The 21106-nt window shown below is 67.5% G+C and carries 21 protein-coding genes and 2 riboswitches; of the genes, 8 read left to right on the plus strand and 13 right to left on the minus strand.

Going from position 1 to position 21106, the window contains the following annotated elements; all coding sequences use genetic code 11:
• Positions 1 to 3: 3 nt before the first annotated feature.
• Positions 4 to 804, plus strand: a complete 801-nt coding sequence (locus ACVWZ8_RS03940; RefSeq protein WP_456503861.1) for a uracil-DNA glycosylase — start codon at positions 4 to 6, stop codon at positions 802 to 804.
• A gap of 66 nt (positions 805 to 870) precedes the next feature.
• Positions 871 to 1710 (plus strand): siderophore-interacting protein, encoded by an 840-nt coding sequence (locus ACVWZ8_RS03945; RefSeq protein WP_456503862.1) that lies wholly within the window; start codon positions 871 to 873, stop codon positions 1708 to 1710.
• A 61-nt stretch (positions 1711 to 1771) separates the two neighbouring features.
• On the opposite strand, the gene ACVWZ8_RS03950 is transcribed toward ACVWZ8_RS03945, so the two are convergent.
• Positions 1772 to 3268, minus strand: a complete 1497-nt coding sequence (locus ACVWZ8_RS03950) for a threonine/serine ThrE exporter family protein (RefSeq protein ID WP_456503863.1) — start codon at positions 3266 to 3268, stop codon at positions 1772 to 1774.
• Positions 3269 to 3299: 31 nt separating this feature from the next.
• The gene (locus tag ACVWZ8_RS03955) at positions 3300 to 4373 is read right to left on the minus strand and encodes a lipid II:glycine glycyltransferase FemX (protein ID WP_456503864.1); all 1074 of its coding nucleotides are present in this window, start codon (positions 4371 to 4373) and stop codon (positions 3300 to 3302) included.
• 138 nt (positions 4374 to 4511) lie between these two features.
• Here ACVWZ8_RS03955 and ACVWZ8_RS03960 point away from each other — a divergent pair, with 138 nt between their 5' ends.
• Entirely contained in the window at positions 4512 to 5066 is a 555-nt protein-coding gene (locus ACVWZ8_RS03960) for a TspO/MBR family protein (RefSeq protein ID WP_456503865.1), read from the plus strand.
• Between the two features lie 4 nt (positions 5067 to 5070).
• On the opposite strand, the gene ACVWZ8_RS03965 is transcribed toward ACVWZ8_RS03960, so the two are convergent.
• From ACVWZ8_RS03965 to ACVWZ8_RS03995, 7 genes are all read right to left on the minus strand, one after another.
• Entirely contained in the window at positions 5071 to 6468 is a 1398-nt protein-coding gene (locus ACVWZ8_RS03965; RefSeq protein WP_456503866.1) for an L-serine ammonia-lyase, read from the minus strand.
• Positions 6469 to 6481: 13 nt separating this feature from the next.
• Positions 6482 to 6616: a hypothetical protein gene (locus ACVWZ8_RS03970; protein WP_426976147.1), complete on the minus strand. Its 135-nt coding sequence runs from the start codon at positions 6614 to 6616 to the stop codon at positions 6482 to 6484.
• Positions 6617 to 6635: 19 nt separating this feature from the next.
• A complete protein-coding gene (gene glyA, locus ACVWZ8_RS03975; protein WP_456503867.1) occupies positions 6636 to 7961 on the minus strand; it encodes a serine hydroxymethyltransferase in 1326 nt (441 codons plus the stop codon).
• Positions 7958 to 8341 carry a glycine cleavage system protein GcvH gene (gene gcvH, locus ACVWZ8_RS03980; RefSeq protein WP_456503868.1) on the minus strand — a complete coding sequence of 128 codons (384 nt, stop codon included), beginning with the start codon at positions 8339 to 8341 and terminating at the stop codon, positions 7958 to 7960. The genes glyA and gcvH overlap by 4 nt, the downstream gene beginning before the upstream one ends.
• 603 nt (positions 8342 to 8944) lie before the next feature.
• Positions 8945 to 10093, minus strand: a complete 1149-nt coding sequence (gene gcvT / locus ACVWZ8_RS03985) for a glycine cleavage system aminomethyltransferase GcvT (RefSeq protein WP_456503869.1) — start codon at positions 10091 to 10093, stop codon at positions 8945 to 8947.
• Between the two features lie 12 nt (positions 10094 to 10105).
• Positions 10106 to 13057, minus strand: a complete 2952-nt coding sequence (gene gcvP / locus ACVWZ8_RS03990) for an aminomethyl-transferring glycine dehydrogenase (RefSeq protein ID WP_456503870.1) — start codon at positions 13055 to 13057, stop codon at positions 10106 to 10108.
• 39 nt (positions 13058 to 13096) lie between these two features.
• Positions 13097 to 13213, minus strand: a riboswitch (glycine riboswitch).
• A gap of 1 nt (position 13214) precedes the next feature.
• A riboswitch (glycine riboswitch) is annotated at positions 13215 to 13313 on the minus strand.
• A 224-nt stretch (positions 13314 to 13537) separates the two neighbouring features.
• On the minus strand, positions 13538 to 14077 hold the full coding sequence (locus tag ACVWZ8_RS03995) for a TetR/AcrR family transcriptional regulator (RefSeq protein WP_426976142.1): 540 nt from the start codon (positions 14075 to 14077) through the stop codon (positions 13538 to 13540).
• Between the two features lie 68 nt (positions 14078 to 14145).
• Here ACVWZ8_RS03995 and ACVWZ8_RS04000 point away from each other — a divergent pair, with 68 nt between their 5' ends.
• Complete coding sequence (locus ACVWZ8_RS04000; RefSeq protein ID WP_456503871.1) at positions 14146 to 15744, plus strand: MFS transporter; 1599 nt, start codon at positions 14146 to 14148, stop codon at positions 15742 to 15744.
• 10 nt (positions 15745 to 15754) lie between these two features.
• On the opposite strand, the gene ACVWZ8_RS04005 is transcribed toward ACVWZ8_RS04000, so the two are convergent.
• The 4 genes from ACVWZ8_RS04005 to ACVWZ8_RS04020 form a co-directional block, all read right to left on the minus strand.
• A complete protein-coding gene (locus tag ACVWZ8_RS04005) occupies positions 15755 to 16228 on the minus strand; it encodes an SRPBCC family protein (RefSeq protein ID WP_456503872.1) in 474 nt (157 codons plus the stop codon).
• Between the two features lie 20 nt (positions 16229 to 16248).
• A complete protein-coding gene (locus ACVWZ8_RS04010; protein WP_456503873.1) occupies positions 16249 to 16620 on the minus strand; it encodes an ArsR/SmtB family transcription factor in 372 nt (123 codons plus the stop codon).
• A 114-nt stretch (positions 16621 to 16734) separates the two neighbouring features.
• Complete coding sequence (locus ACVWZ8_RS04015) at positions 16735 to 17217, minus strand: Dps family protein (RefSeq protein ID WP_426976138.1); 483 nt, start codon at positions 17215 to 17217, stop codon at positions 16735 to 16737.
• A 152-nt stretch (positions 17218 to 17369) separates the two neighbouring features.
• Entirely contained in the window at positions 17370 to 18188 is an 819-nt protein-coding gene (locus ACVWZ8_RS04020) for a sigma-70 family RNA polymerase sigma factor (RefSeq protein ID WP_426976137.1), read from the minus strand.
• Positions 18189 to 18421: 233 nt separating this feature from the next.
• Between ACVWZ8_RS04020 and ACVWZ8_RS04025 the strand changes: the two genes are divergently transcribed.
• The 4 genes from ACVWZ8_RS04025 to ACVWZ8_RS04040 all read left to right on the plus strand — a co-directional run bounded on the left by ACVWZ8_RS04025 (position 18422) and on the right by ACVWZ8_RS04040 (position 21104).
• Positions 18422 to 18976 carry a flagellar protein FlgN gene (locus ACVWZ8_RS04025; protein ID WP_456503874.1) on the plus strand — a complete coding sequence of 185 codons (555 nt, stop codon included), beginning with the start codon at positions 18422 to 18424 and terminating at the stop codon, positions 18974 to 18976.
• A 224-nt stretch (positions 18977 to 19200) separates the two neighbouring features.
• On the plus strand, positions 19201 to 19683 hold the full coding sequence (gene flgN / locus ACVWZ8_RS04030) for a flagellar export chaperone FlgN (protein WP_456505901.1): 483 nt from the start codon (positions 19201 to 19203) through the stop codon (positions 19681 to 19683).
• 10 nt (positions 19684 to 19693) lie between these two features.
• Positions 19694 to 20218 carry a flagellar basal body protein gene (locus ACVWZ8_RS04035; protein ID WP_456503875.1) on the plus strand — a complete coding sequence of 175 codons (525 nt, stop codon included), beginning with the start codon at positions 19694 to 19696 and terminating at the stop codon, positions 20216 to 20218.
• Positions 20136 to 21104, plus strand: a complete 969-nt coding sequence (locus ACVWZ8_RS04040) for a FlgK family flagellar hook-associated protein (protein WP_456503876.1) — start codon at positions 20136 to 20138, stop codon at positions 21102 to 21104. Before ACVWZ8_RS04035 ends, ACVWZ8_RS04040 begins: the two co-directional genes overlap by 83 nt.
• Positions 21105 to 21106 lie beyond the last annotated feature (2 nt).

Consider the following 21106-nt stretch of genomic DNA (forward strand, 5'->3'; position numbering starts at 1 on the left):
GCCGTGCCTGCTTCCGTTTCCCCCCACTCCGACCCCGGTGATTCCGATGCACTGTTCGAGCTGGAGCGGCTGGCCGGTGACACCGTGGGCTTCGCCGAGCTGGCACGCCAGCCGCTGAGCGAACTCGTCGCGCCCGACTGGGCTGAGGCGCTGACTCCCGTGGAACGGCAGCTGCGGCAGGTGCTGGGTTTCCTCGCGGCGGAGGCCGCCGAGGGACACGAGGTGCTCCCGCCGCCGTCGAACGTGCTGCGGGCCTTCCGGCAGCCCCTGGCCGGCGTCCGGGTCCTGATTGTGGGCCAGGACCCCTACCCGACGCCGGGCCACGCCGTGGGCCTGTCCTTCGCGGTGGACGGCGGCACCCGTCCCATCCCGCGCAGCCTCGCCAATATCTACAAGGAGCTCGACGCCGACCTGGGCCTTCCACCCCGGATCCACGGGGATCTCGGCGGCTGGGCGGAGCAGGGTGTCCTGCTGCTGAACCGGGTCCTGAGTGTCCGGGCCGGGGCGGCAGGATCGCACCGCAACAAGGGCTGGGAAGCGATCACGGCAGCTGCCATCAGCGCTGTCACGACCCGCCGGACCACGGCCGGCGGCCCGGCCCCCCTCGTCGTCATCCTGTGGGGCAAGGACGCCGAATCCGTCCGCCCGCTGCTGGGGCCGGCGCCGGTGATCGCGAGCGCGCACCCCAGCCCGCTGTCGGCCTCACGGGGCTTCTTCGGCTCGCGGCCGTTCAGCCGGGCCAACGCCCTGCTCCAGGCCCAGGGCAACGGCACGGTGGACTGGGAACTGCCCCCGCTTCCGTAACCGGGCTTCCCGGCCCGGCGTCACGGGCACGCTTCATACACAGGCTCATTGGCTAGGCTTGGCCTCATGACTTCAGTTCCCGCCACCACCTCGGCCAGCCGGAAATCGCGACCGCAGATCAACCTCTCCGTGCTGCGCCGCGAGCAACTCTCCCCGCAAATGGTCCGCGTCGTCGCGGGCGGCCCGGGCTTTGACGGCTACGTCAACAACGGCTTCGTGGACCGCTACATCAAGATTGCGTTCCCGCAGCCCGGGATCGACTACCCGGAGCCGCTGGACCTCTGGGCCATCAGGGAAACCATGCCGCGCGAAGAGTGGCCGCACACCCGGACCTACACCGTCCGCTGGGTGGACGTGCAGGCCCGAGAGCTCGCCATCGACTTCGTGATCCATGGCGATGAGGGCCTTGCCGGACCCTGGGCGGCTTCCGCACGGCCCGGCGACAGCCTCGTCTTCACCGGGCCAGGCGGCGGCTACAACCCGGACCCCGCGGCGGACTGGTACCTGTTTGCCGGCGACGAGTCCGCCCTGCCGGCGATCAGCGCCGCGATCGAATCCCTGCCGGAGCACGCCCGCGGCCTCGCCTTCCTGGAGGTGGACGGCGACGCCGAGATTCAGTCGCTGGCCGCACCGGCCGGCGTCGAACTTCGGTGGCTCCTGCGCGGCGGCGTGCCTGCAGGTGCCAGCGAGTTGCTGGTCAACGCCGTGCGGGACACAGAATGGCCCGAAGGCCGGGTCCAGGTCTTCGCGCACGGTGAGCGCGGGTACATGAAGAGCCTGCGGGACGTCTTCTACGGGCAGCGCGGACTGGAGCGCGGACAGGTTTCGCTCTCCGGCTACTGGGCGATGGGCCGCGTGGAGGACGACTTCCAGGCAGAGAAGAAGCTACCCGTAGGGATGATCTAACCGGCAAGATCTGACCAGGAAGATCTGACCGGCAGCGTCAGCCCGCCGCGGCGGCCCGGTGCTAGCGGCGCCGCGCCCGCCGTCGCTCGTTGCTGGCCAGGCTCCTCGTCAGCGGCCGGGCGAGGGTGTCTCCGAGCACGATGCCGGCCGCAACGCCCAGCACGATGGCGCCGGCGTTGAGCATCCCGCCGGCACCCATCAGGATCTCGGATTCCTCAATCGTCAATACATACATTGACCGGAATATAGTGAGTCCGGGCAGCAGGATCAGGGCAGCCGGAACGGCCACCACAAGCTGTGGTGCGCCCATCCGCAGGGCGACCACACGGGCAAGCAGGCCGATCACGACGGCGGCGAGAGCCGGGGCGAACCGCGGCCCGATCCCCAGGGCGTCTCCCCCGATGAGGACCAGATAGCCCACGACACCCACGGCCGCCGTAGGCAGCAGCAGCGTCCAGCTGGTCTGTTCGGTGATCCCGATCGCGACGACGGCAACGGCAATCATGATGCCCACGGCCCACCAGGGATACGCGGGCGGGAATGTTTCGGTGACGTCGATCGGCTCCATGCCGGTCATGTCCCCCACCACGAAGCCGACGGCGATTCCTGTGACGAGCGCGCCGAAGGTCAGCATCGTGGAGAGGAAGCGGCCCGCCGCGGTGACCGGGAAGCCGTTGATCGCGTCCTGCACCGAGGAGACGAGCCGTCCGGTTGGCAGCAGCAGCAGGATTCCGCCGACCACCACGATGGCGGGGGGGATCTGGATGCCTATCGGGGTGCCGAACCGCCACAGGAGCAGGGCGATGAAGGTGACCAGGAAGGAACACGACGCGGTGATGAAGAAGTCCGGTGTGCGCCAGCGCCCCAGCCGACGGGCCAGCAGGCTGACCAGCAGGTTGGAGACGAAGGCGACGGCCGAGGCGCCGGGCCCGCCGCCGAGGACACCGACGAAGACAGCGGAGAAAACCCCGAACGCCGCCGTGACCATCCAGCGCGGGAACGGCTTTGAACTGTGCGTGATTTCCTCGAGCCGGCGTACGGCCTCCTCGCGTCCCACCCCGCCGGCGACGATGTCCGTGACCAGCTGGTGCACCTTTGCCAGACCCGCGTAATTGTTGGTCCAGGACCGCACGACGCGGAGCAGGGTGATGGGGGTCTGGTCCTTGGGTGCATAGTTGATGGCCACCGACTGGTTGGTGATGTCCACCTCGATGTTCTTCAGTCCCAGGGCGGCGGTGATGGCGATAATGCTGGTTTCGACTTCGAGGGCTCCGGCGCCGTACCGGAACATGGACTCGGCCAGATGCAGCGCAAAGTCAATGGTCTTGCGGGCCGAGGTGTCAACACCGCCGACCTGGATCATCGGGTTGGCGTAGGGGCTGCCGGCAAGCCGGTCCACGATGCTCATGGGGGCTGTCGGCGGATTCTCGCCCTGTACCAGCCTCCGCAACATGCGCTTCGCGGCTGCGTTCTGGCGCACCTGCATGGGCGACATCGGCTCGGTCGGGGGCAGTCCGTCCGAGTGCGGCCTGCGGCGGCCGTCGGGTTCCTTGGTCATTCCGGCCTCCTCAATATCCTGTGCAGCCGGTTTAGTAGAACTGCTGGCCTGTGCGGCGGGTGTAGACCTGGCGGGCCAGGCGCTCCCCTGCGGCCAACCAGGCCTTGTACTTCAGCGGACTCAGCACCTGGTCGTAGCAGCCGACGAAGTCGGTGACGGTCTTGCTGAAGCTGGTCTTGAACAGGCCCAGGCCGTGGAACGGGTTGGATGTGTCCTTGAGCTGGTCGCTCGGAGGCGTGCCGCAGAAGTCGTACTCGGTGCAGCCCAGCTCCTTGAGCTGGTTCATGGCGGTCCACTGGACGAGGTGCGAATCGCCGTACTGGCTGCGTTTCTGCAGCGAGCCGCCATCCTTGTAGGTGCCTTTGCGGCCGTAGTTGATGACGAAGGCGCCCACGGACGGCACGCCGTTCTCCTGGACGAACAGCAGCCGGCCCTGGTCCCGGTTGATGAAGTTGGTCCAGAACTGGCGGTAATACTCGAATTCGCGGACCCGGACCTGCGACTTGGCCTCCACCGTGGTGGTCATCAGGGCATACATGGCCCGGAAGTTCTCTTCGGTGGGCTCCGCTGTGCGGACCTCCACGCCCTCGCGGATGGCCCGGCGGACGGCGTTGCGGCCGCGGGAGTGGAGGTTGCGCAACAGTTGGTTCTCCTCCGGGGAGATATCCAGCAATGCAGTCGAGTCATTGGGCTGCAGGTTGTGGGTCTTGACCAGCCCTGCCCCTTCGATGACACGCCTTGCTTCGTCGGTCAGCACGATGTCCGGCTCGATCTTGATGGCAAAAACGCCCAGCTTCGCCCGCTTCACGAACTCAGCGTTGGCTGCCGCGATGCCCGGGATGTCGTCGACGGAGGCCACGTCGGGGCCCTTGATCAGGTACCAGAGTTTGCCCAGGAGGGGGAAGGACTTCTCCAGGACGAGGTTGTAGCTCGTATAGTCGGCCGTCTCGTAAACGAGGTGAAGGGGTTTCCAGCCGAAGTGCTGTTTGACGTCTGCGAAGGCCTCCGACTGAAGGAGATTGCCGCCATTGGGGTTCGCGGTGACGTGCGCATCCCACGTGGCGATCTCTTCGGCAGAGGCAAAGCGGGCAGTGAATTCTCGCAAGTGTTCGGTATCCAATCATTGCGGTACGAGCTTCGGCGGCATGCGGACATGCACGCTCAAGTCTATCCGCCCGCCCCCGTGCTGCGGCCCGGAACCGGCCCCGGAACAGACCCGGGACGGAGCGGCTAGGCTGGAAGCATGCAGGCTCGTCAACATCCGATGACGCCGGGTTTCCCTGCCCCGCTGACTGGGCCCGGAGGGCGCGGGGCCGGTTCCGAGGTGCTCGGGCTGCTGGTGTTCCTTGGCGCCTCCGCCCTCGTGGCCGGCCTGGGCGGGCTGGCAACGGCCGGCAACGTCAACGGCTGGTATGTCACCGCGGACAAGGCGCCGTGGTCGCCGCTCAACTGGGTCTTCGGGCCTGTCTGGACGGTGTTCTACCTCGCGATGGCCTTCGCGGCCTGGCTCGTCTGGCGCCGCCGCGCCGAAGGGTCCCGGGTTGCCCTCACCGCCTACGCCGTGCAGCTCGCGCTGAACCTGCTCTGGACGCCGGTTTTCTTCGGCCTGTACCCGGCGCTGGGCACCCTGGCGCTGTGGATCGCCTTTGCCATCATCGTTGCCCTTGCCGTGGCGGTGTCTGTGACGGTGATGTACTTCGGTCCGATCAGCCGCGGGGCCGGGCTGCTGATGCTGCCTTACTTGTCCTGGATCGTTTTCGCCGCGTCTCTGAACGTGTGGGCGGCGCTGCACAACTGAGGTCTCAGCACTCCGGAACGTTGACAGCGAGGCCGCCCATGGCGGTTTCCTTGTACTTGGAGCTCATGTCCTTGCCGGTCTCCCGCATGGTCACGATGACCTCATCGAGGGACACCCGGTGCGTGCCGTCGCCCCAGAGCGCCATCTTGGCGGCGTTGATGGCCTTGGCTGCGGCGATCGCGTTGCGTTCGATGCAGGGGATCTGCACGAGCCCGCCGATGGGGTCGCACGTCAGGCCGAGGTTGTGTTCCATCGCGATTTCCGCGGCGTTCTCCACCTGCGCCGGCGTCCCGCCCATGACCTCGGCCAGGCCGGCGGCCGCCATCGACGACGCCGAGCCCACCTCGCCCTGGCAGCCCACCTCGGCGCCGGAGATCGAGGCCTGTTCCTTGTAGAGCACCCCGACGGCGGCGGCGGTCAGCAGGAACTTGACGATCGTCTCGTCGCGGTCCTGCTGGGTGGCCTTGTCCATGCCGGGGGCAAAGTGCAGGGCGTAGTACAGCACGGCCGGGATGATGCCGGCGGCGCCGTTGGTGGGGGCGGTGACCACGCGTCCGCCGGAGGCGTTTTCCTCGTTGACGGCCAGCGCGATCAGGTTGACCCATTCCTGCCAGTACTTCGGGTCACGGTCCGTGTCCTCCTTCAGGAGGCGCTCATGCCAGTCGGGGGCGCGGCGGCGGACCTTGAGCCCGCCGGGCAGCAGGCCCTTGCGCTTGAGGCTGACTGCGACGCAGCCTTCCATCACGGAGTAGATGTGCAGCAGGCCTTCCCGGATCTCCTGCTCCGACCTGGAGGCGCGCTCGTTGACCATCATGATCTCGCCGATGGACAGCCCCTTGGCGGAGCAGTGGCCCAGCAGTTCCGCGGCGGTGCGGAACGGCAGCGGCAGTTCCTTCTTGGACTCGTCCAATTCCTTCTGGGCTGCCTCTTCCTCGCCCTCGCGGACGATGAAGCCGCCGCCCACGGAGAAGAAGGTAGCGCCATGGAGGACCCCGCCGCCGGCGTCGGAGACGGTGAACGTCATCCCGTTGGTGTGCCGGGGCAGGATGGTCAGGGGGCGCAGGACCATGTCGGATTCCCCGTAGGGCAGGGGAACCTCACCGGCCAGGTTCAGGGTGCCGGTTGCGGCGATGGCGGCCAGCCGTTCCTCCACCTCGTCCGGGAGGATGCGCTCGGGGTGGTAGCCTTCCAGCCCGAGCAGGATGGCGGTCATGGTGCCGTGGCCGCGGCCGGTGGCGGCGAGGGACCCGTAGAGGTCCACGCGCAGCGAGGCCACCCGGTCCAGGTCTCCGGACGCCTTGAGTTCACCCGCGAAGACCGCGGCGGCCCGCATGGGGCCCACGGTGTGCGAACTGGACGGTCCTATCCCGATGGAAAAAAGGTCAAAGACTCCAACAGCCATTGTCGGTTCCTAACTAGGTCAAACTGTGGTCCGGCAGATGGTCCTGCCGGAGGGCTGTGCGGCCGCCGGTGGGCGGCATCGCTGCCGGATGCACGACGCCGGGCGGCAGCTGGTGGCGGCGGCCCGGCGTCGTGATCTGTAGTGCCACTACTTCTGTAATACGTCCCTTAGGCGAGGTTGGCAACCGAGGGGTAGAGCGGGTGCGCGGCGGCGAGGGCCTCCACGCGGTGACGCAGACCGGACAGGTCGGCGCCGGCGTCGGCGGTCAGGGCCTCGGCGATGATGTCCGCGACCTCCGCGAAGGCTGCTTCGCCGAAGCCGCGGGTGGCCAGCGCCGGGGTGCCGATCCGCAGGCCTGAGGTGACCATCGGCGGGCGGGGGTCGAACGGCACGGCGTTGCGGTTGACCGTGATGTCGATTTCCGCGAGGCGGTCCTCGGCCTGCTGCCCGTTGAGCTCGCAGTTGCGCAGGTCCACCAGGACCAGGTGCACATCGGTGCCGCCGGAGATCACGTTGATCCCCTTGGCCGTGACGTCCGGCTGGACCAGGCGCTCGGCCAGGATCCGGGCGCCGGCGAGGACCCGTTCCTGGCGTTCCCTGAACTCCGGGGACGCGGCGATCTTGAAGGCCACGGCCTTGCCGGCGATGACGTGTTCCAGCGGGCCGCCCTGCTGGCCGGGGAACACCGCCGAGTTGATCTTCTTGGCGATGCCGGCGTCGTTGGACAGGATGATGCCGCCGCGCGGACCGGCGAGGGTCTTGTGCGTCGTGGACGTGGTGACGTGCGCGTGCGGCACCGGGGAGGGGTGCAGCCCGGCGGCGACCAGCCCGGCGAAGTGCGCCATGTCCACCATCAGGTAGGCGCCCACGGAGTCGGCGATCCGGCGGAACTCGGCGAAGTCCAGCTGCCGGGCGTAGGCGGACCAGCCGGCCACGATCAGCGCCGGCCTGTGCTCCAGCGCCAGCCGCTCCACCTCGGCCATGTCGATCCGGTGGTCCTCCTCGCGGACCTGGTACGGGACCACGTTGTACAGCTTGCCGGAGAAGTTGATCCGCATGCCGTGCGTCAGGTGCCCGCCGTGCGCGAGGTTCAGGCCCATGATGGTGTCGCCCGGCTTGATCAGCGCGTGCATCACCGAGGCGTTGGCCTGCGCGCCGGAGTGCGGCTGCACGTTGGCGTATTCCGCACCGAAGAGGGCCTTGACCCGGTCGATCGCGAGCTGCTCGATCACGTCCACGTGCTCGCAGCCGCCGTAGTAGCGCTTGCCCGGGTAGCCCTCGGCGTATTTGTTGGTCAGCACCGAGCCCTGCGCCTGCATCACGGCCACGGCGGTGTGGTTCTCCGAGGCGATCATTTCCAGGCCGTTCCGCTGGCGGGTGAGTTCGTCGTCGATCTTCGCCGCGATTTCCGGGTCCAGCTCGGACAGCTGGGCATCCAGGCTCGGGGAAATGACCTGCTCGAACGTTACTGTGCCTGCATGTGCGCCGCTCACAGTTCGCCGCCGTTCTTGGACGCGTACTCCTGCGCGGAGAGCAGCGGTCCGTCGGACTCGGCAGCGACCTTGAAGAGCCAGCCGGCACCATAGGGGTCCGTGTTGATCAGCGCGGGGTCGTCGGCGACGGCGGCGTTCACTTCGGTGACCTCGCCGGTGACCGGGGAGTACAGGTCCGAGACGGACTTGGTTGACTCGACCTCGCCGCAGGTCTCCCCCGCGGTCACCGCTGCGCCGACCTCGGGGAGATCCACGTAGACGATGTCGCCGAGGGCATCCGTGGCCACGGCGGAGATGCCGATGGACACAACGTTCCCGGCCTCCCGCGCAACCCACTCGTGCTCGGCGGAGTACTGCAGTTCGGGAGCTACTTTTGCCATGTGTTTTTCCTAAGTCTTGGTTTGGTCGTGGTGCTAAATCAATTGTGGCTGGGTGTTGATATCAGCCGTGGCCGGGTTACGCGTCAGGAAACCGAATTCCTCCGCGTGCTCGCTCGTTCCTCGCTTAGACGCACGCTTCCGGAATCCGCTCCCCTGCCGCTATCGGCCAGTTCAGTTTTCGGGGCCAACAGTTTCGGACAGACCACCAGTTCCCGGAAAGGAACCGTGGCCCTTCGTATTCTTCTAGTGCCGACCCTCAGTAGGCGGTCAATTTTCGGCACCCTTGGCTTTCAAAGGCGCTGGTTCGCGTTGGTCCGGATCTCTTCAGTTCCCTGAAGGTGAGCTGCCCTTGAGGGGCTGGCTGGTCGCGGTTTTCGAAAGCGTGCGTCTAAGCGTGGGGCCCCCGCCGTCCGGGTTCCCTGGCCGTGGGGCCACGCCGGCGAGGGACCCGGCCTGAGCTTGCGAAGGCTGGGAGCCGGTGGGGACTTGCGAGGTTAGGGAGACGGTGGGGAGAACGAGCGAGCACGCGTGAAAACTGGGGCCTGCCGGTCCCGGAGTCGGGGACCGCTGAGGCACCCGGGAACCGCTGAGGTACTGGGTGGACTACTTGACGCGCTTGTAGAAAGGCAGTGCCACTACTTCGAACGGCTCCGTCTTGCCGCGGAGGTCGATGTCCAGGGCCGTGCCGGGCTCGGTGAACGCGACGTCGACGTAGGCCATCGCGACCGGGAAGCCGAGGCTCGGGCTGGGCTGGCCGGAGGTGACTTCGCCGACCACGTTTCCGTCCTTGAGGACCGGGTAGTGGCCGCGGCCGGCCCGGCGTCCGAGGCCCTTGAGGCCGACGAGCTTGCGGCCCGTGGTGGTTCCGGCGCCGGCTTCCTTCTTGGCGGCCAAGGCGGCCTTGCCGACGAAGTCGCCTTCCTTGGACAGCGCGACGACGGGTCCGAGTCCGGCGGCAAACGGGTCGCCGTCCAGCGAGAGTTCGTTGCCGTACAGCGGCATACCGGCCTCGAGGCGGAGCGAATCGCGGGAAGCGAGACCGGCGGGTGTCAGCTCCCCGTCCTCGGCGATGGCGACGATGGCCTGCCAGAGGGCGGCGGCGGAGTCGTTCGCCACGAAGATCTCGAAGCCGTCCTCACCGGTGTACCCGGTGCGGGCCAGCAGCAGCTCCTGGCTGGCCCCGCCGACCATGAAGGGGACGTCCACGGCGGCGTAGTACTTGAGCCCGGTGACGAGCTCGTGCTGCGCGGCGGGAACCAGGCGGAGCAGGATTTCCTGGGCCTTGGGGCCCTGGACGGCGATCAACGAGGTCGAGGCGGAGGCGTCCTCGACGACGACGTCGAAGCCCCCCTCTTTGCCGGAACCGGCCCTTTCAGCCAGGGCCGCGGCCACGACCTTGGCGTTGCCCGCGTTGGGGACCACAAGGAATTTCTCATCGCCACGGCGGTACGTGATGAGGTCGTCGATGATGCCGCCGCCCTCGTTGCAGATCAGCGAGTACTTTGCCTTGCCGATGGACATGGTGGAGATCTTGCCCACGAGGGCGTAGTCCAGGAAGGCGGCGGCGCCCGGGCCGGTGACCCAGACTTCGCCCATGTGGGAGAGGTCGAAGAGGCCGGCGGACGCACGGACGGCGTGGTGCTCGGCCAGCTCGGAGCTGTACTTGAGCGGCATCTGCCAGCCGCCGAAGTCCGTGAAGGAGGCGCCGAGCTTCTTGTGCTCTTCGTACAGGGCCGTGTAGTTCTCAGTCATCGGTGGCTGTCCTTAGTTCGCGGAGTCGTCGGAGTGGTCCTCGACGGCTTCTGTGTGGTCCTCGAACGCTTCAAGGGGAGGGCACGAGCAGATCAGGTTCCGGTCGCCGGCGGCGCCGTCGATCCGGCCGACCGGCGGGAAGTACTTGTCCTGCTTGAGCGTGTGGACCGGGAAGACGGCCTGCTCGCGCGGGTATTCGCGGGTCCAGTCGGTGCTGATGACGGCCGCGGCTGTGTGCGGGGAGTTGCGCAGCGGGCTGTGCTCGACGGTGAAATCGCCGTGCGCCACCTGGTCGATTTCGGCGCGGATGGAGACCATGGCGGTAATGAAGCGGTCGATCTCGCCAAGGTCCTCAGATTCGGTGGGTTCGACCATGAGGGTGCCGGCCACCGGGAACGCGAGGGTGGGGGCGTGGAAGCCGTAGTCGATCAGGCGCTTGGCCACGTCCTCGGCGGTCACGCCGGTCTTGGCCGTGAGTTCGCGCAGGTCAAGGATGCATTCGTGGGCCACGAGTCCGCCTTCGCCGGTGTAGAGCACCGGGAAGAAGTCGTTGAGTCGCGCCGCGATGTAGTTGGCCGCGAGCAGCGCCGACTTCGTGGCCTCGGTCAGGCCCGTACCGCCCATGAGCTTCACGTAGGCCCAGGAAATCGGCAGCACGCCGGCGGAGCCGTAGCGGGACGCGGAGATCGGGGTGCCGTCGGCGCCGTTGGCCGGATCCGCGGCGTTGCCCGGCATGAACGGGGCCAGGTGGGCCTTGGCCGCGACCGGGCCGACGCCGGGTCCGCCGCCGCCGTGCGGGATGCAGAAGGTCTTGTGCAGGTTCAGGTGCGAGACGTCGCCGCCGAACAGGCCGGGCTGGGCCAGTCCGACGAGGGCGTTGAGGTTGGCGCCGTCGATGTAGACCTGGCCGCCGGCGGCGTGGACCGCGTCGCAGACCTCGCGGACGTCGGCGTCGTACACACCGTGCGTGGACGGGTAGGTGATCATGATCGCGGACAGGGCGTCCTTGTGCAGCTCGATCTTGGACTGCAGGTCGGCGTGGTCGATGGTGCCGTCGGAGGCGGTGGCGACGACGACGACCTTCATGCCGGCGAGCACGGCCGAGGCCGCGTTGGTGCCGTGCGCGGAGGCCGGGATCAGGCAGATGTTGCGCTGCTCGTCGCCGCGGGACAAGTGGTAGCCGCGGATCGCCAGCAGGCCGGCGAGCTCGCCCTGGGAACCGGCGTTCGGCTGGATGGAGACCTGGTCGTAGCCGGTGATCTCGGTCAGCTGGGCTTCCAGGTCCTCGATCAGTTCGCGCCAGCCGGCGGTCTGGGAGTCCGGGGCGAAGGGGTGGATGGAGGCGAACTCCGGCCAGGAGATGGCTTCCATCTCGGCCGTGGCGTTCAGCTTCATGGTGCAGGAGCCCAGCGGGATCATGGTGCGGTCCAGCGCGAGGTCACGGTCCGAGAGCCGGCGGATGTAGCGCAGCAGCTGCGTCTCGGAGCGGTGGGTGTTGAACACCGGGTGCTGGAGGTAGTCGGAGGTGCGCTCGACGGCGGTGTCCAGGCCGAAAGCGGAATCGTCACCTGAGTCAGTGTCTGAGTCATCGCCGGATTCTGCGTCTGAGTTAGTGTCTGTGACAGTCGCGCCGAAGGCGGCGACGACGTCGGCGACAATGGCCGCCGTCGTGGCCTCATCGGCGGAGATCCCGACCGTGTCCGCGTCGATGACGCGCAGGTTGATCCCCTTAGCCTCGGCGGCGGCAATGATGTTCGCGGCCTTGCCGGGGACGGAGACGGTGACGGTGTCGAAGAAGGACGTGTGCAGCACGTCCAGGCCGGCGGCCTTCAGCGAGGCGGCGATGGTCCTGGCGTGGCCGTGGGTGGTCTCGGCGATCGCCTTCAGCCCGTCCGGGCCGTGGTAGACGGCATAGAAGGAGGACACGATCGCCAGCAGCGCCTGGGCGGTGCAGATATTGGACGTCGCCTTCTCGCGGCGGATGTGCTGCTCGCGGGTCTGCAGCGCCAGGCGGTAGGCCGGGACGCCGGCGTTGTCCTTGGACACTCCCACGAGGCGGCCGGGCATGGACCGCTCCAGGCCCTTCTGGACGGCCATGTAGGCGGCGTGCGGACCACCGAAGAACAGCGGGACGCCGAAGCGCTGGGCGGAGCCGACGGCGATATCGGCGCCCTGCTCACCCGGAGGGGTAATGAGGGTCAGGGACAGCAGGTCGGCTGCGACGGTGACGAGCGCGCCGCGTGCCTTGGCGTCCGCGATCACGGCGGTGTGGTCGAACACACGGCCGGAGACGCCGGGCTGCTGGAGGACGACGCCGTTGATGACGCCGTCGGGCAGGCCCTTGGAAAGATCGGCGATCTCGACCTCGAAGCCGAGCGCTTCGGCGCGGCCCCTCACGATCGCGATGGTCTGCGGCAGGCAGTCGGCGTCGAGGACGGTTTTGCCGTCGTGGGCGGTCTTGTTCTTGTTTGCCCTGCGCATCATCAGCACGGCTTCGGCGACGGCGGTGGCTTCGTCGAGCAGGGAGGCGTTGGCGATCGGCAGGCCGACGAGGTCCTGGACCATGGTCTGGAAGTTCAGCAGCGCCTCAAGCCGGCCCTGCGAGATTTCGGGCTGGTAGGGCGTGTACGCCGTGTACCAGGCGGGCGCCTCGAGGATGTTCCGGCGGATGACGGCCGGGGTCAGGGTGTCGTAGTAGCCCTGGCCGATCATCTGGACCGCGGTCTTGTTTTTGCCGGCCAACTTGCGCAGTTCGGCGAGGACCTCGACTTCGCTGAGGGCTTCGCCGAGCGCCAGCGGCGAATCCTGCCGGATGTCTTTCGGAACGGCGGTGTCCACCAGCGCATCGACGGTGTCGTAGCCGACAGCCTTCAGCATGGCGTCGACGTCGGACTGGCGGCGGGCGCCGATGTGCCGGTCAACGAAGGACGTGGAGGCTGGGGTAACAGTCACAAGGAACTCCATAACTAAGGCGGCGCAGGGTACGCCACATTGATTCGGGTTCCTCCCCGCTCTGTATTGGACCTGAGAGTTTCCGCGCAGCCGCGCGTTCGCAGGGCTCCGCTTGCACCGTCGGTGAGCACAGCATGTCAGAGGACAGCCTGCTACTTTCCAGAGTCGCCTTGCCGCGGCGGTACATGGGCCTGAGAGATTCCTGGGGAGGGTTTGCTCCTACGGCGCCCGCTTGTACCTACAAGCAGAACTCTCCCGCCGCAGATCAAAGGCATATTCAATTGCTCGTGACAACAGTCACAGCTCCCATTGTCCTATGGCGGGCGCGCGTCCGCAAACCAATGACCGGACCCAGGCGAGAGTTACGCCCCAGGACCGCCGTCGGACGCGACATCGCGGGAAGACTGCGGATTCGCCGGAAAATCCCGAAATTACGGCGACCCCGCGCGCTTCCGGCGACCTCGGCGGACGGGAGTTGCCCGGCCGTCCGGCTCAGCCACGCAGCCGTTCGACGGCGGCCAGCAGGCTCGCGACATCCCCGCTGACCTGCGGGAGCGGTCCGCCCGGTCCTCGGGCCAGCATCGCGTTGAAGTAGAGCCCGTCGCCCATGTAGAGCACCGCCTTGGCCATGCCCGGCCCGACGTCGGCAGCGAGCAGTTCCAGCCAGCCCGCCTGGGCGGCGGCAATGCGCTGCAGTGTTTCTTCGTGGGCCACTTCGGCCAGCCGGGTGGCGGCGACGAACACGCGGTCCATCGGGGTGTCCGCCCAGACCGAGGATTTGATGAAGTATGCGGCAGCCCCTTCCGGCGCGGCGGCCATCCTCCCGAGGTCCTCGCCGAGGAGCCGGTCGAGCCGCTCCAGCAGCACGGAAACCATGGCTTCCTTGCTCGGGAAGTGGTACAGCAGTCCCCCCTTGGAGACCCCGGCCCGCCTGGCGACGGCGTCCAGCGTGGCGGCACGTTCGCCCTCTTCGATGAGCAGGGATTCGAAGGCGTCAAGGACGGCTTCGCGGGCGACGGGTTTTCTGGGCATGGGTCCCATCATGCCTGTCCGGTCCGGAATTTCTTAACTGTACCGTCTGGACGGTATAGTTATTAATTATGAGGACTACATCGATTCCTGCAGCCACCGCCACAACGCCGGCATCCGCCCCGCGGGCGCCGTGGCGCGACTGGCTGGCGCTGTCGCTGCTGATGTTCCCGGTGCTGCTGGTCGCGGTGGACAACACGGCGCTCACCTTTGCGCTGCCCGCCATCGCCCGCGGCCTGGACGCCTCCGGGGTGCAGCTGCTGTGGATTGTGGATGCTTATCCCCTGGTCCTGGCCGGGCTGCTCGTGGCCATGGGCAGCCTGGGCGACCGGATCGGACGCCGCAGGCTCCTTTTCATCGGCAGCACGGGCTTCGCGGCGGTCTCGGCTGTCACCGCCTTCGCGCCCAGCGCCGAATGGCTGATCGCCGGACGGGCGGGGCTGGGCTTCTTCGGCGCGATGCTGATGCCGTCCACCCTGTCCCTGATCCGCAACATCTTCCCGGAGCCGAACCGGCGCCGGCTGGCCGTGGCCATCTGGGCTGCGGGTTTCTCCGGCGGCGCCGCCCTGGGCCCGATCTTCGGCGGCTGGCTCGTGGAGCACTTCTGGTGGGGCGCCGTCCTGCTCGTCGCTGTGCCGATCATCCTGCCGCTGCTGGCGCTCGGGCCCATCCTGATCCCGGAATCGCGCGATCCGAATCCCGGCCGGGTGGACGTGCCCAGCATCGTCCTGTCCCTCCTGGTAATGGTGCCGGTGGTCTATGGCATCAAGGATCTGGCCACCCATGGCCCCGCCCCGGCGCCGCTGGCCCTGATCGGCTTCGGCCTGCTCATGGGATACGTCTTCATCCGGCGGCAGCGGGCCCTGCTGCGAGGCGGTCAGGAACGCGGGGCCGCGGGCTGCACGGCGGCCCCGCTGCTGGACGTCAGCCTCTTCGGCAACCGGGTCTTCAGCACGGCCATCACGGCAAACGTCCTCGCACTGTTTTCCTACAATGGCTTCATCCTCTTCCTGGCCCAGCACCTGCAGCTGCTGGAAGGCCAGTCCCCCTCGGAATCCGGCGTCGCGATGGTTCCGGCCCTGATCGCCACCGTCGCGGCCGGCCTGCTGGTGGTGCCGCTGGTGCGGAAAATCCGGCCGGGCTTCGTGGTGGCCGGCGGCCTGCTGCTGAGCGCCGCGGGCTACTTCCTGGTGGCCTTCGGCGACCACAGCACCGGCCCGGGGATCCTGTTGGCGGCCCTGCTGGTCCTCTGCCTGGGCGTCGGGGCCGCGGAAACCATCTCCAACGACCTGATCCTCGGTGCGGCGCCGGCGGAGAAATCGGGCGCGGCTGCTGCCATTTCCGAGACCGGCTACGAGGTCGGTTCGCTGCTGGGCACGGCCATCCTCGGCTCCATCCTGACCGCCTCGTACCAAGGCAATCTCCGGCTCCCGGGCGGCGTCACCGGGGCGGCAACGGCGGACGAGGTTGCCCAGGCCGGGGAAACGCTCGCCGGAGCGGTGGAACTCTCGCAAGCACTTCCCGGCCCGCTGGCGGAAGCAGTGATGGCGGCCGCTCGTGCCGCCTTTGATTCCGGCGTACATGTCACGGCCGCCATCGCACTGATACTGATGGCGGGAGCGTCAGTCCTTGCCGCCGTCGTCCTGCGGAAGGTGCCGACCGCCAAATAGCGGGCTGGATTCAGTTGCCCTCGACGTACGCCTTGAGGGCGTCGAGCAGCTCGCCGGTGCCTTCCTTGCGGCCTGCCACCTGCGCCTGGTCGCTGTCCCGGGTACCGGTGAAGAAGGCGCCCTGTTCGGTCAGTGTCAGCAGGGTGCCGCCGCCGTCGGGCTCCAGCTCGAGGGTGCTGAGCGAAACGGACATGCGCTCCCCGTCCAGCAGCATTTCGTAGCTGTAGACGATCCGCTCGTTCTCCACGATGTCGTGGTAAACCGCGTGCATCGTGGAGACGAAGCCGCCGACGGGGCCGCCGACGTCGGTTTCGCGGCCGCCCACCCGGAAGTCCAGGCTGGACTCGCCCTGGTTCCATTCGGGCGGGCCCGCGAACCACTTCTTCTTGCTCGGATGGTCGGAAAACGCGTGGAAGACGCGCGACGGCGGGGCGTTCAGCCTGCGTTCCAGGCTGAAGCTGGCGTGCGTTACCGGGGTGTTCATGGTGGGCTCCTGGAATTGGTTCAGTCGGGAGGCTGGGGCGGGCGGTCCGGGCTGTCCTCACCCAGAAAGCCCTCGAGGCGGTCGAGGCGTCGCTCGGCCGGCGTCCGGCGCTGGCCCAGCCAGTTTTCTGCACGCCGGACCGTGGCAGGATCGACGCTGCAGCTGCGGACCCTGCCGATCTTTTCGCTGCGGATCAGGCCGCTGGCTTGCAGGACCTGAAGGTGCTGGACAATCCCGGGCAGGCTGATCGGAAACGGCTCCGCGAGCTGCGAAACCGTCGCCGGGCCCTCGCAGAGCCGGGCGACGATGGCGCGCCGGGTGGGGTCGGCGAGCGCATGGAATACGCCGTCGAGCTCCCGCTCCCCCTTCTGGCCCGCCTGATTGTTAAGCACATACTTAAGTATTCACCGACCCGTCCGGATGTCAAGGCTTAAAAGCCAAGCGTCCGACGCCGGGAAGAACCCTGCGCCGGACGCTTGGACTGCGGTTTGGCTGAGTGTGGGATGCTACTTCTTGCTGTCCGCGGTGGTGACGCTGGCGGTGGCGCGCATGGTCTCCGCGTTCACCATCCAGGCGAATTGCTCGAACTTGGCGATCAACGCGTGCAGCAGGTCCGCCGTCGTGGGGTCCTCTTCATCCACTTCGTCGTGGACCTTGCGCATGGTACCGACCGCCGCCTCGAGTGCCGCGACAATCTTGTCAATGGCGTCCTTGGTGCTGATCAGGCCGGCCGGGAATTCCGCGAGGGAAGTGGACTTGGAAACCGTGGAACTGCGGCCATCCGGCAGGGCGTGAAGGGCACGCATACGCTCGGCCATGTCATCCGCGAAGGTGCGGGCGGCGTCGACGATCTCATCCAGCTGAAGGTGCAGGTCCCGGAAGTTCGCCCCCACGATGTTCCAGTGCGCCTGCTTGCCCTGGACGTGAAGTTCGATCAGGTCCACGAGCACTGCCTGACAGTTCGCGGTAAGCGTAGGTGTTGCTTTCATGCGTCCTCCTGAGTAGGTCCGATACCGTTGCGTCCGATACCGCAAGGCCGATGCTTCCGACGCTACCCCAGGGCCCAGCAGGACGGCGACCGTCCCGCCGAAATTTCCCCGGCCAGCTTGCTAAGGGGCTTACTATCTGCCGTGCAGGAAGCTCAGACCGCCTCGTTGAGCATCGGCCCCTGCGGGAAAATGGCCCGGGTGATGCCACCCGCTGTGGTCTCGGCCAGCTGGGAAAGGTAGTCGTTCCGGCGCCGCGGCGTGATCCGGGACTGCGGTTCAAAGGTCTGCTCGGGATCGTCCGCGTAGTGCGCGGTCAGGCCGTCGCGCATGAGCCGGATGGCTTCGGAGCGCTGCTGGGACACAGCCGCGTGGGTGGAGCCGAGTTCCGCGGCCAGTTCCTTCACGGTGCGGTCGCCGAAATAGATCTCCTCGACGACGTAGCGCATGCGCTCCGGGAGCGACTTCACGGCTGCGCGCAGGTACTGCAGCCGTTCATCGGCGAGCACGGAGTGCTCGGGGGACAGCGTCTCCGCTGCCAGCGTGTCTACGACGGCGTCGTCGAGCGGGGTCAGCGTTCGGGACGCATCGGCCAGGGCTGCCTCGACGACGCTCTGCTGCACGCCCAGGGCGGAGGCGATCTCGTCGACGCTGGGCGTACGTCCGAGGGCGGCGGCCAAGGTCTCCTGGACGGACATGGTTTCCTTGATCCGTCGCCGCGCCGAGCGGGTGGCCCAGTCGCTCGCACGCATCTCGTCCGCGAACGCGCCGAGGATGCGCCGGCGGGCAAAGGCTCCGAAGGGTACGCCGAGGTCCGGGTCGAAGGAGTCGGCCGAGGTAATCAGTGCGACGGCACCCGCTGACGCCAGGTCATCGCGGGAAAGGTGTGACGCTTTCGAGCACAAATCTGAAACGAGGTAGCCCACCAGCGGAAGGTGCTGCGTGACCAGCTCGTTGCGTTCTACGCGATTCAATAGTGTGTCCCCCCATGAGACCGGATCCGAAGCGTCAAACCACTTAAAACACCGAGAGCCGCACCCGCAAACGGTCCCTCACTCCCCCATGGGAGGCGGTGTTCGATACCCGGGCGCAGCACCCATGGAGGGAACTTATCACCCTATCAACAATCTGCGTGTACCCTCAGGAAAAAGCTTGGCTGAAACTGCGGCAGCACTGTTTCTGCCGGCGTGGCGACTAAAGGGGGCGCATGGGTGCAGGTGATCTTTCGGCAGCTCTCTGGCAGGAGCGCCGTGAGCTGGAACTGCTCTTGTTCAGGCTCGAGACACAGCGCCTGCATGTCCTGGCGGGGAACTTCCGGTGGCTGAGTGTCACCGCCACCGAAGTGGAGAGTGTCCTGGGCCGCCTGCGCTTTGAAGCGCTGGCCCGGAGCGTCGAATCGGCGGCCGTGGCGGCGGAATGGGGGCTGCCGGCCCAGGCCACCCTCGTCGAACTGATCGCCGGTGCGCCGGCCGGTTCCTGGCAGGAGGTCCTGGGCGAGCATTTGGATGCTCTCCGGGACTTGCTCCGCCAGCTCAACGACACTGCGCGGTCCACCGAAGAGACCCTGCGTCAGCGGAGCCTGCCGGCATCTTCCGGTGCTTCCCCCGGTGGGGCGTCCGGGACAGGGTCCGCGTCCGGGACGGATACCGCGGAGATCCTTGAAGAGCTGACGACTGCCGCGAACGTACAGCGCGCCCTGATCATAAACCGGCGGACAACGCAGCCTATGCTGGCGCAGTACCTCGGCGGCGAGCGGGGCTAATACAGTTATCGCCATTTCTGAAGCACAGGTAAGCAGAATTCCAAAATTCTTTTCCGGACGGCTTTTCCTTGCCGTTCCGCCTGTAATCCGCCTTGTTCCCGCTAACGGATCCCACTCCCCTGCCGATAGTTTCTACGAACCCTGCTGATGGCTGCAGCCGCCTCCTTATGTGCTGCATGCCCGGCACCACCGCTTTAGTCACCTTTGAGGGAGCCGTCCGGACCATGGCCATCCACGAACTTTCAGCCCTGCTGTGGCGGGAGCGTGAACTCCTGGACGTTCTCACTTTCAAACTTGAGGAGGAGCAGCTGCTGCTCACCTCGGGCAAGTCCCGCTGGCTTCCCCACGGCACCCGGGAGGTCGAACAGGTTCTGGGGCACCTCTCCCAAGCGAGCCTCGCGCGCACCATCGAGGCCGCCGTCGTCGCCGAGGTCTGGGGCCTTCCCACCGACGCGTCCTTGGCGGAACTGGCCGCCGCGGCGCCGGAAGGCGCCTGGGCCGAGATCCTTACCGCGCACCTGACCGCACTGACCCGCCAGACCGCCCTGATCAAAGAGGTCCGCGACTCCAACGACCAGTTCCTGCGCACGGCCGTCCGCTCCACCCAGGAGTCGCTGGCCGATCTGCGGCCGGTAGCCGGCACCTACGACGCGCAGGGCAAGACCGGGGAATCCGCCGGCTCCCGCATCTTCGACAAGCAATTGTAAGGAAGCGACCATGAGCACCTTCGGCGCCCTGAATAACGCCTACCGTGGACTGACCGCCGCACAGCAGGGCATGAACGTTGCCGGTCAGAACATCGCCAACGCCGCCACCGAGGGCTATACCCGGCAGCGGGTGGAACAGTCTTCCTTGGCCGCGCCCGCCCGCGGACTCTTCAGCGGCGGCACACTGCAGCCCGGCCAGGGTGTGTCCGTGGACGCCATCGCACGGCTCGGCAACAGCTTCCTCGACGCCGGAGTCCGCTCGGCGGGCGCCCAGGCCGGCTACGCGAGCGTCCGTTCCTCCGCGCTGCAGGGCATCGAAGGGATCCTCCAGGAACCCGGCGATAACGGCATCTCCACCGCATTGCAGGGCTTCTGGTCAGCGTGGCAGGGTGCAGCCATCCAGCCGGACCAGCCTGGCCCCAAGGGGACTGTTGCTGAACGCTGCCAATTCCGTGACGGACAAGATCTCCTCCGCATATCGGGCCCTCGACTCCCAGTGGAGCAGTGTTCGCGGCCAGGCCGCCGACTCGGTTGACGCCGTCAACGCGGCCGCCGCCCAGGTTGCCGCCTACAACACGGCCATCCGCTCCACCCTTGCCGCTGGTGGGTCCGCAAATGAGCTAATCGACGCGCGCGCCAAACTCACGGACAGCATCGCCAGTCTCGCCGGCGGCACCGTCCGCGAACAGGCCGACGGCACGGTGGACGTCCTCGTCGGCGGCAACGCCCTCGTCACGGGCGGCTCCGTGCGGACACTTGCCCTCTCAGGCACGCCCTCGGATCGGATGGGATCCCCGGTGCAGCTTCTCTGGAAGAACCCACCCGGCGTGGCAGCCCCCGACGGCGGCGAACTCGCCGGCGCCCTCTCCGTGCTGGCTCCCGCCTCGGGAGGATCCGGAGGCCCCATCGCCGAGGCAGCCCAGTCCTACAACACCTTCGCGACCGCCCTCGCTACGGCAGTGAACACCGTCCACCAGTCCGGAGTCACGGGCACCGGCGCCACAAACGTCGACTTCTTCACCACCGCCGGCACAGGCCCCGCTGCGCTGAGCATCTCCGGCCCCGCCAACATCGACAACATCGCCCTCAAGGCTTCGACGGGCGGCGCGCTGGGCACCAGCATTGCTGACAAGATCTCGCAGCTCGGCACCGGCGCAGGTTTCCCGGACAAGCTCTGGGCAGGCATCGTGACCAACATCGGGGTGCAGTCCCGCGGAGCCCAGCAGCACGAGTCACTCACCAACGCCGCCCAGGCGTCCGCCCTGACGGGCCGCGCCTCGCAGGCCTCCGTGAGCCTGGACGAAGAAAACGTCAGCCTGCTCACCAACCAGCACGCCTACCAGGCCGCGGCCCGCGTGATGACCGCCGTCGACGAAGCCCTTGACGTCCTGATCAACCGCACCGGATTGGTAGGAAGGTAGAC

It is taken from the genome of Arthrobacter sp. UYCu723 (assembly GCF_054059215.1).

What these genes read in the sequence shown, in the direction of transcription:
- ACVWZ8_RS03945 (WP_456503862.1), top strand. Translation starts at nt 871, where the DNA reads ATGACTTCAGTTCCCGCCACCACCTCGGCCAGCCGGAAATCGCGACCG.
- ACVWZ8_RS03950 (WP_456503863.1), bottom strand. Translation starts at nt 3,268, where the DNA reads ATGACCAAGGAACCCGACGGCCGCCGCAGGCCGCACTCGGACGGACTG.
- ACVWZ8_RS03960 (WP_456503865.1), top strand. Translation starts at nt 4,512, where the DNA reads ATGCAGGCTCGTCAACATCCGATGACGCCGGGTTTCCCTGCCCCGCTG.
- ACVWZ8_RS03965 (WP_456503866.1), bottom strand. Translation starts at nt 6,468, where the DNA reads ATGGCTGTTGGAGTCTTTGACCTTTTTTCCATCGGGATAGGACCGTCC.
- gcvH (WP_456503868.1), bottom strand. Translation starts at nt 8,341, where the DNA reads ATGGCAAAAGTAGCTCCCGAACTGCAGTACTCCGCCGAGCACGAGTGG.
- gcvT (WP_456503869.1), bottom strand. Translation starts at nt 10,093, where the DNA reads ATGACTGAGAACTACACGGCCCTGTACGAAGAGCACAAGAAGCTCGGC.
- gcvP (WP_456503870.1), bottom strand. Translation starts at nt 13,057, where the DNA reads ATGGAGTTCCTTGTGACTGTTACCCCAGCCTCCACGTCCTTCGTTGAC.
- ACVWZ8_RS03995 (WP_426976142.1), bottom strand. Translation starts at nt 14,077, where the DNA reads ATGCCCAGAAAACCCGTCGCCCGCGAAGCCGTCCTTGACGCCTTCGAA.
- ACVWZ8_RS04000 (WP_456503871.1), top strand. Translation starts at nt 14,146, where the DNA reads ATGAGGACTACATCGATTCCTGCAGCCACCGCCACAACGCCGGCATCC.
- ACVWZ8_RS04005 (WP_456503872.1), bottom strand. Translation starts at nt 16,228, where the DNA reads ATGAACACCCCGGTAACGCACGCCAGCTTCAGCCTGGAACGCAGGCTG.
- ACVWZ8_RS04015 (WP_426976138.1), bottom strand. Translation starts at nt 17,217, where the DNA reads ATGAAAGCAACACCTACGCTTACCGCGAACTGTCAGGCAGTGCTCGTG.
- ACVWZ8_RS04025 (WP_456503874.1), top strand. Translation starts at nt 18,422, where the DNA reads ATGGGTGCAGGTGATCTTTCGGCAGCTCTCTGGCAGGAGCGCCGTGAG.
- flgN (WP_456505901.1), top strand. Translation starts at nt 19,201, where the DNA reads ATGGCCATCCACGAACTTTCAGCCCTGCTGTGGCGGGAGCGTGAACTC.
- ACVWZ8_RS04035 (WP_456503875.1), top strand. Translation starts at nt 19,694, where the DNA reads ATGAGCACCTTCGGCGCCCTGAATAACGCCTACCGTGGACTGACCGCC.